The 7,852-nt window shown below is 64.8% G+C and carries 9 protein-coding genes; 7 read left to right on the top strand and 2 right to left on the bottom strand.

The features are described 5' to 3' along the window. A partial coding sequence (locus tag ACK6AU_RS15780) for a substrate-binding periplasmic protein (RefSeq protein WP_409299942.1) occupies positions 1 to 703 on the bottom strand: 703 nt, incomplete at its 3' end. A 184-nt stretch (positions 704 to 887) separates the two neighbouring features. Between ACK6AU_RS15780 and ACK6AU_RS15775 the strand changes: the two genes are divergently transcribed. Then, the gene (locus ACK6AU_RS15775; protein WP_409299940.1) at positions 888 to 1,919 is read left to right on the top strand and encodes a lysozyme inhibitor LprI family protein; all 1,032 of its coding nucleotides are present in this window, start codon (positions 888 to 890) and stop codon (positions 1,917 to 1,919) included. Between the two features lie 210 nt (positions 1,920 to 2,129). Further along, positions 2,130 to 3,326, top strand: a complete 1,197-nt coding sequence (gene fabV, locus ACK6AU_RS15770; RefSeq protein WP_124346661.1) for an enoyl-ACP reductase FabV — start codon at positions 2,130 to 2,132, stop codon at positions 3,324 to 3,326. 58 nt (positions 3,327 to 3,384) lie between these two features. On the opposite strand, the gene ACK6AU_RS15765 is transcribed toward fabV, so the two are convergent. Next, a complete protein-coding gene (locus tag ACK6AU_RS15765; protein ID WP_185701247.1) occupies positions 3,385 to 3,825 on the bottom strand; it encodes a hotdog fold domain-containing protein in 441 nt (146 codons plus the stop codon). Positions 3,826 to 4,034: 209 nt separating this feature from the next. Between ACK6AU_RS15765 and ACK6AU_RS15760 the strand changes: the two genes are divergently transcribed. From ACK6AU_RS15760 to nudK, 5 genes are all read left to right on the top strand, one after another. Continuing rightward, positions 4,035 to 4,652, top strand: a complete 618-nt coding sequence (locus ACK6AU_RS15760; protein WP_185701246.1) for a TetR/AcrR family transcriptional regulator — start codon at positions 4,035 to 4,037, stop codon at positions 4,650 to 4,652. Positions 4,653 to 4,735: 83 nt separating this feature from the next. After that, on the top strand, positions 4,736 to 5,434 hold the full coding sequence (locus tag ACK6AU_RS15755; protein ID WP_185701245.1) for an AzlC family ABC transporter permease: 699 nt from the start codon (positions 4,736 to 4,738) through the stop codon (positions 5,432 to 5,434). Continuing rightward, a complete protein-coding gene (locus ACK6AU_RS15750) occupies positions 5,434 to 5,745 on the top strand; it encodes an AzlD domain-containing protein (RefSeq protein ID WP_409299944.1) in 312 nt (103 codons plus the stop codon). The genes ACK6AU_RS15755 and ACK6AU_RS15750 overlap by 1 nt, the downstream gene beginning before the upstream one ends. A 67-nt stretch (positions 5,746 to 5,812) precedes the next feature. Continuing rightward, positions 5,813 to 6,799 carry an SMI1/KNR4 family protein gene (locus ACK6AU_RS15745; RefSeq protein WP_185701243.1) on the top strand — a complete coding sequence of 329 codons (987 nt, stop codon included), beginning with the start codon at positions 5,813 to 5,815 and terminating at the stop codon, positions 6,797 to 6,799. Further along, positions 6,796 to 7,749 carry a GDP-mannose pyrophosphatase NudK gene (nudK, locus tag ACK6AU_RS15740; protein ID WP_409299936.1) on the top strand — a complete coding sequence of 318 codons (954 nt, stop codon included), beginning with the start codon at positions 6,796 to 6,798 and terminating at the stop codon, positions 7,747 to 7,749. Before ACK6AU_RS15745 ends, nudK begins: the two co-directional genes overlap by 4 nt. Positions 7,750 to 7,852: the final 103 nt, after the last annotated feature.

Genomic DNA, 7,852 nt, shown 5'->3' with positions numbered 1-7,852 from the left:
AGCGCTGCTTGAGCCGTTGCAAGCTGCCATCGCGCTCCATCGCCTCCAGGGCCTGCTGCCAGCGGGCGACCTGGGCCGGGTCGACCTTGGGCGAGAAGGCGATATAGGCATCCTGGTGCATCAGCGGGATCTGGTAGCGCAGCTGTTCCAGCCCCATGCCTTGCTCGGCGGCGAAGGTGCCGACGCTCATGGTGTCGGCGACCACGTACTGCACGCGGCCGATCTGCAACAGGCGCATCATGATTTCCGGGCTGTCCACGCCCCACAGGTTGGCCAGGCCCTGTTGCCGGAGGACGCTGTAGACCAGCCACTTGCGCGGCACGGCGATCTGGCCCTGGGTCTGTTGCAGGTTGGCCACTGGCGTGGTGTCGCTGCTGCGGCTGTAGAGCGCGGTCTCGGTCTGCATCAAGGGTCCGACCCACTGGTAGCGGTTTTCGCGCTCGGCCGTGCGCAAAATGGTGAACACGGCGGTGTCGGCTTCCTCGCTGGCATCGCGCAGGGCCCGCAGCATCGGCCGTTGCTGGATCTGGACAGGGTCGCCGCTGCGTTGCGCCAGGGCCTGCACCACGTCGACGGCGAAACCTGCCATGTGCTCGCCCTGCTGGAAGTGCAGCGGCGGGTGATTGTCGGTCAGCATGCGCAGCTCGCCAGCGTGGGCCGCAAGGCTCAATAGCGGCAACAGTGCCTGCAGCATCCATTTCATGCAGTGCCCTTGGAGGTTCAAAAGGCAGAGCTTAGTACGACTGGTTGCCGCCTGTCGCGATAAACGCTGCTGGCTCTGTGCCTGGCTTCAGAGGGCGATGCCCGGGGCTTTTTTCGTCGGGATATCGCTGAAAACACGCCACTGCAGTTATTCTTGCGCCGCCTTTTCAGAATGGAATCGACCCATGTTCGCTCCCCTTGTTCGTCCCTTGCGAGCCTCTGGCTTGCTGTTCGCGGTCCTGGCCTGTTCCCAGGGCGTGCAAGCCAGCAGTTTCGACTGCGCCAAGGCCGCCAGCGCCAGTGAAAAGGCCATCTGCGCCGACGCTTACACCGCCAAGCTGGACAGCCGCCTGGGCAAGGCCTGGACGGCGACCCTGGGCGAGGCCAAGGACCCCAAGGCGCTGCGCCTGGGCCAGCGTGAATGGCTCAAGCAGCGCGACCAGTGCCAGGCCGACCTGGGCTGCCTGCGCAGCCAGTACCTGAGCCGCCTGATGGTACTGCGCTATGTGAATATTCCGTTCAACTGGCAGGGTACCTGGCAGCGGGTCTCGGTCAGCCCGTTCTATGGCGGTGAGCTGGTGATCCGGCGCACCGGCGAAGATCGTCTGAGCTTCGACCTGTCGGCCATGGGTGGCGCCAATTCCGGTGCGCTCGCAGGCGCGCTGCAGCTCAAGGACGGTGAAGCGCGCTACGGCGTCGAGGGCTGCACGTTGCGCTTCACCCCGCGCAACGGCCTGTTGCAAGTGACCCAGGAGGGCGACCCCTATGCCTGCGGTGCCGGTTCGGGGGTGTATTACGACGGGCTCTACGTGGCCTCCCAGCAGATCCTGGAGAATCAGTACGATTTGCTGTCCACCGCGCTGGTGCGTACCGAGGAGGAGGACCAGCGAGCTCGGAAACTGCTGCAAAAGGACTACCAGACCCTGCTCGACAGCGGCTCGGTGTTCTCCCAGGACACCTCGGCCGAGCTCAAGGGCGCCGAGGTCACCGATATGTGGCTGCAGGGGCTGGCCAATACCAATGCGGCGATTTTCGTGCGTGGAGCCCAGGGGCAGCTGTGGGTCGCGCTGCTGGCGGTGGTGGGACCCAAGGATGAGGTGCGGGTGCGTTACTACACCACCGAACCCGAGTGGAAGCACAGCCTGCCGGACGTGGTGCAGGCGTGGTACGAAGAACGCACCAAGGGCAAGCATCTGGCACTGGACATGATGCCCTGACCCGGCGCCCTGGAATTTACGCGCGGGGATGCTGAAGCCTGCTCGCGCAACTGCTAGAGTCTCGCCCCTGGCAGGCGGGGACACCCGGTCCTGGCGGACAAATTCCAGCGGTTGGTGACGCGAAGCCCGCGAGAGCGTCTACGACTTGTGCAAGTGACACCGCCGCCGCCGTCATCGGCGCCTGGCACATTTGAAATTGGGAGAATCTGTATGGTCATCAAACCCCGCGTTCGCGGCTTTATCTGTGTGACGACCCACCCGGTCGGCTGTGAGGCCAACGTCAAGCAACAGATCGATTACGTCACCCAGCAGGGCGCCATCGACGCAGGGCCGAAGAACGTACTGGTCCTCGGCGCTTCCACCGGCTACGGCCTGGCCGCGCGGATCACTGCAGCCTTCGGCTGTGGCGCCAATACCCTGGGCGTGTTCTTCGAGCGCGGCAGCGTCGACGGCAAGCTGGGCACCGCCGGCTGGTACAACAGCGCGGCGTTCCACAAGTTCGCCGAGGAAAAGGGCCTGTACGCCAAGAGCATCAACGGCGACGCCTTCTCCGATGCGGTCAAGGCCGAAACCATCGAGACCATCAAGCGCGACCTGGGCAAGATCGACCTGGTGGTCTACAGCCTGGCCGCCCCGCGCCGCACCCACCCCAAGACCGGCGAAGTGCTGAGCTCGACCCTCAAGCCCCTGGGCAAGTCCGTGACCCTGCGCGGTGTCGACACCGACAAGGAAATCGTCAAGGAAACCACCCTGCAACCAGCAACCCAGGAAGAGATCGACGGCACCGTGGCGGTCATGGGTGGCGAAGACTGGCAGATGTGGATCGACGCCCTGCACGAAGCCGGCGTCCTGGCCGAAGGCGCGAAGACCACCGCCTTCACCTACCTGGGCGAGAAGCTGACCCACGACATCTACTGGAACGGTTCCATCGGCGAAGCCAAGAAGGACCTGGACCAGAAGGTCATCGGCATTCGCAAGGAACTCTCGGACCTGGGCGGCGATGCCCGGGTGTCGGTGCTCAAGGCCGTGGTGACCCAGGCCAGCTCGGCGATCCCGATCATGCCGCTGTACCTGTCGCTGCTGTTCAAGGTGATGAAGGAGCAGGGCAGCCACGAAGGTTGCATCGAGCAGGTCTACGGCCTGTACAAGGACAGCCTGTACAACCCGAACCCGATCATCGACGAAGAAGGCCGCCTGCGCGCCGACTACAAGGAGCTGCAACCTGAGGTCCAGGACCGCGTGAAGCAGCTGTGGGACGAAGTCACCAGCGAGAACCTGTACCAGCTGACCGACTTCGCCGGCTACAAGCAGGAGTTCCTGCGCCTGTTCGGTTTCGAGATCGACGGTGTCGACTACGAAGCCGATGTCGATCCGGACGTGAAGATCGACAAGCTGGTCCAGCTGTAACGCTACTGCCCGCGTCACCCAACGCCCCTCCATCGTGAGGGGCGTTGTCGTTCATGGCTCAGGCCAGCTTCACGTTCATGGTGATCTGCGCGGTGAACACCGCTTGCTCCTGGCCATCGAAGGCCGTCACCGCCACCACCTTGTCCCCGGCGCTGGACCAGTCCACCGCGCTGCCGTCGGCCACTGCCCGGATATCGCCCTTGGCCTTGGCCAGGTAGGCCACGGTCATGCCCTTGGGGATCCACCGCGCGCCGGTGGGAATCGACACATCGGTCATGACCCCGGCCGCCAGTTCGGCGGCATTGCACAGGGCGATGGCGTGCACCGTACCCAGGTGGTTGGTGATTTCCCGGCGAAACGGCACCCGCACCTGGCAGTGGCCGGCCTGCAATTCATCGATCAAGGGCGTGATGCTGGAGAAGTAGGGCGCCATCTGGCAGGCCATCTGGGTGAATTTTTCCGCCCCGGCGGCGGTGAACATGCTGAGAACCTGGCTCATGGAAATGCCTCGCTGTCGCAAGAGAATGGGTTTACAGAATAATATTCTGTAAAAGAACAATATTCTGTGAAAAGAAAACCTGTCAAGCTATGGGCCTTGGCAGGCCGTTGAAAAACGTAGGCGAGCGATGGCAACGCAGGTAGTTTTTGAACGGCCTGTTAGGCTCGTGCCTGCCCTATCCACTGACCTTGCAAGGAGCCAGATTCCCCATGCCGGATGCCGATCTGCTGGAGCGCTGCTACCCGGGCCGTCGCGCCGAACTCAAGCGCACCATCCTCCATCGGGCCCTGGGCTGCTTCAACCGCCTGGGCCTGGAGGCCACCACCATCGAGATGATTCGTGCCGAATGCGAGACCAGCGTCGGCGCCATCTATCACCATTTCACTAACAAGGAAGGCCTGGTCGCCGCGCTGTTCTTCACCGCCCTGGACGACCAGGCGCAATTGCGCGACCGCTACCTGGCCCAGGCGCAGACCCTGGAGCAGGGCGTCCAGGCCCTGGTGCACAGCTATGTGGATTGGGTCGACGCCCAGCCGGAGTGGGCGCGGTTCCAGTTCCATGCGCGATTTGCCGTGACCCGTGGGCCCTTCGGCCAGGAACTGGCCGAGCGCAACCGCACGCGCAACCGCCGCTTGCTGGAGTGGCTCAAGGCCCGCTCGGCGTCGGACGCTTTGCCGGCCATCCCGGCCGAATTGCTACCGTCGTTGATCATCGGCCAGGCCGAGAGCTATTGCCGGGCCTGGTTGTCCGGGCGGGTCCAGGGGCGACCCCGCGAGTACCGCGAGCACTTGGCCGCCGCGGCCTGGCGTTCCATCTCCGGCTTGTAGCAGGCGCAAGTGCGCAAGATCGTTCAAGCCAGGACCGGCAGCGGCTGGCACAGTCCGGGTCCATCCTTTGCGTGCGGGGTTCCATGTCCAGCATTCTTCTACCGCGCGCCGCCTTCATCCGCGGCGCCATCGCCATCGTGCCCTTGTCCCTGGCCACCGCGCCCTGGGGCTTGCTGGCCGGTTCCATGGCTATCGAGGCCAATCTCACGCCGTTGCAGGGCCAGGGCCTGTCGAGCATCGTGTTCGCCGGTGCCGCGCAGCTGGTGGCCATCGGCATGCTCAAGGGCGGGGCGGGGATCTTCTCGATCCTGCTGACCACCTTGCTGCTCACCTCCCAGCACCTGCTGTACGGCATGAGCATGCGGTCGGTGATCGCGCCGTTGCCAGGACGCTGGCGCCTGGGCCTGGGCTTTCTGCTCACCGACGAGCTGTTCGCCCTCACCAGCGCCCACGACAAGCAGCAGTTCGATCGCTGGTATGCCCTGGGCGTGGGCCTGACCTTCTACGTGGCCTGGAACCTGTTCACCCTGCTGGGCATCGTGCTCGGCAAGAGCATTCCGGGGCTGGAGCACCTGGGGCTGGACTTCTCCATCGCCGCCACCTTCATCGCCTTGATCACCCCCCTGGTGCGCAATGTGCCGACCGTGGTCTGCGTCGCGGTGTCGTTGTGCTGCTCGGTGCTGTTGAGCTACTGGCAATGGGGCTCGGCCCTGGTGATCTCGGGCCTGGCGGGCATGACCGCGGGGTTTGTCTGCAACAAGCTGTATCGGGGGCGCGCATGATGGTCTGGGCAGTGATTTTCGGCATGGGCCTGCTGGTCTTCCTCAACCGCTACGTGTTCCTCGAACCGCGCCTGCCGCTGCGCTTGAGCAGCCATGCGCGGCAGTTCCTCGGTTTCGCCGTGCCGGGCATGCTCACCGCGATCTGCGGGCCGATCGTATTCATGCCCGAGCACCAGTTGAACCTGCGGCTGGACAATCCCTACCTGTCGAGCTCGCTGGTGGCCATCGTGCTGGTGATCTACACCCGCAATACCTTGCTCAGCATGCTGCTGAGCATGGGCTTCTTTTTTCTCTTGCGCTGGTGGCTGTAGCGGCCGATTGCGGTAGCCTGGGCACCTTTGGGCCCAGGCGGCCCGCCAACCGCAACGGAAGCACCGGATGAGCGAATTTCCCCATGACATCGACCTGGACCAGTTCTGGGGCCAGGATGATCCCGCCAAGCGCCTGCCACCTCCCAGCGACCAGCTGATCGCCGAACTGCAAGAGGAACTGGGCTACCGTTTCCCCGATTCCTACGTGGCCTTCATGCGCCTGCGCAATGGCGGGCGGCCCGAACTCACCTGTTTCCCGGTGGAGCAGGGCACCTCCTGGGCCGAGGATCATTGTGCGATCGACTCGTTCCTGGCCATCGCCCGTGAGGGTGGCGACAGTCTGGGCGGACCTTCCGGCAGCCGTTTCATGATCGAGGACTGGGGCTATCCGGATCTGGGGATCTACATCTGCGACTGCCCGTCCGCCGGGCACGACATGGTGGCCCTGGACTACCGCGAGTGCGGCCCCCAAGGCGAGCCGCGGGTGGTGCACGTGGACCAGGAAGGCGACTACGAGGTGACCGTCCTGGCCCCGAATTTCGAGGCCTTCGTCCGTGGCCTGGTGTCCTGGGAGGTCTACGACACCTCCGAGCAGGACTACCTGGATGACCTGCACAAGGTGGCCAATGCCGAATTCTCGCCAATGCTGGCCGAGCTGCTGGAGCACTTCGCCCAGGTGCCGGACCTGGGCCCGCGCATCCGCCACATCGCCCTGGGCATCGTCCAGGACAAGCGCTACTTCGCCCTGCATGCCGACCCCTTGTCGCAACTGCTGTACGACCTGCAGTTCTGGCTGTACCAGGAGCGCCACGGGGTCATCGGCAAGCAGCAGTACCTGCAGGACTACCGCGAGATGATCGCCTTCGCCAAGGGCTTCGGCACCGGCGGTTACGCCCCGGACTTCATCGACGCCTGGTGGCGCGCGCGGATGGCCGGTGGCCAGTTGCTCCAGGTCGGCGGCGGCTTTGCCTTCAGCGCCGATTATCGCCAGCACTTGCTCGACCAGCTGGCCGGCTTTCCCGCCACCCCACTTGATCTGCAGGAGCAGCCATGAGCAAGGCCACGATCCGCATCACCGGCGAGCAGACCCTCTCCGACAACTGGTATGTGCTGAAGAAGTACAGCTTCGAACTGCGCCGCCGCGACGGCAGCTGGCAGGCCCAGACCCGCGAGGTCTATGACCGCGGTAACGGCGCCACCATCCTCTTGTACAACCTGGAGCGGCGCACGGTGCTGCTGACCCGGCAGTTCCGCATGCCGGCCTATGTCAACGATCACGACGGCTACCTGATCGAGACCGCCGCCGGGCTGCTGGACAACGCCAGCCCCGAGGTGCGCATCCGCCAGGAAGCCGAGGAGGAAACCGGCTACCGGGTCGATGAGGTGCAGAAGGTCTTCGACGCCTTCATGAGCCCCGGCTCGGTGACCGAGCGCGTGCATTTCTTCATTGCCCGCTACCAGGCCGAGGACCGGATCGACGACGGCGGCGGCCTGGAGCACGAAGGCGAGGACATCGAAGTCCTGGAACTGGATATCGACCAGGCCCTGGGCATGATCCACAGCGGGGAGATCGCCGACGGCAAGACCATCATGCTCCTGCAATACCTGCAGCTGCATGTGCTCAAGCCCCGCAGCCTGATGGTGCTGGTGGCCGGTCCTTACCGTTCCGGCACCGGGGACGATCCGGCGCTGCTGGCGCGCAACGTCGAGGCCATGGAGCAGTGTGCGGCGCAGGTCCTGGCCGCCGGGCATTTCCCGCTGCTGGGGGAGTGGGTGGCCCTGCCCATGACGCGCCTGGCCGGTTCCACGGCAGTGGGCGATGAAGTCTACGAAGCGCAGTTCCATGCCTATGCCGCACGCCTGTTGCAGCGCTGCGACGCGGTGTTGCGGATCGGCGGGCCATCGGCCGGTTGCGATGCCATGCTCGAGCAGGCGCGGCGCCAGGGCCTGGCCATCTACCACGGGGTCGAACAGTTGCCGGTAGTCGCCGTCCAACGCAGCTGAGCCATCCAGCTTCTCCTCCCTCGCGCCAGCGGCGCCCGGGTTCATCCGGGCGTTCCGCCGACCTCTGTCCATCCGTGCAATGTGGCTGCCAGCCCCGTGAAAG

It is taken from the genome of Pseudomonas sp. KCJK8993 (genome assembly GCF_046230915.1).
GTDB classification, from domain to species: Bacteria; Pseudomonadota; Gammaproteobacteria; order Pseudomonadales; family Pseudomonadaceae; genus Aquipseudomonas; species Aquipseudomonas piscis.
Note: the sequence above shows the minus strand (reverse complement) of the source record. Positions and strands in the feature narration are given on the sequence as shown.

Excerpts from the sequence above, each read along its gene's own strand:
- nudK (WP_409299936.1), top strand. The coding sequence starts at position 6,796 with ATGAGCAAGGCCACGATCCGCATCACCGGCGAGCAGACCCTCTCCGAC.
- ACK6AU_RS15775 (WP_409299940.1), top strand. The coding sequence starts at position 888 with ATGTTCGCTCCCCTTGTTCGTCCCTTGCGAGCCTCTGGCTTGCTGTTC.
- fabV (WP_124346661.1), top strand. The coding sequence starts at position 2,130 with ATGGTCATCAAACCCCGCGTTCGCGGCTTTATCTGTGTGACGACCCAC.
- ACK6AU_RS15745 (WP_185701243.1), top strand. The coding sequence starts at position 5,813 with ATGAGCGAATTTCCCCATGACATCGACCTGGACCAGTTCTGGGGCCAG.
- ACK6AU_RS15765 (WP_185701247.1), bottom strand. The coding sequence starts at position 3,825 with ATGAGCCAGGTTCTCAGCATGTTCACCGCCGCCGGGGCGGAAAAATTC.
- ACK6AU_RS15755 (WP_185701245.1), top strand. The coding sequence starts at position 4,736 with ATGTCCAGCATTCTTCTACCGCGCGCCGCCTTCATCCGCGGCGCCATC.
- ACK6AU_RS15750 (WP_409299944.1), top strand. The coding sequence starts at position 5,434 with ATGGTCTGGGCAGTGATTTTCGGCATGGGCCTGCTGGTCTTCCTCAAC.
- ACK6AU_RS15760 (WP_185701246.1), top strand. The coding sequence starts at position 4,035 with ATGCCGGATGCCGATCTGCTGGAGCGCTGCTACCCGGGCCGTCGCGCC.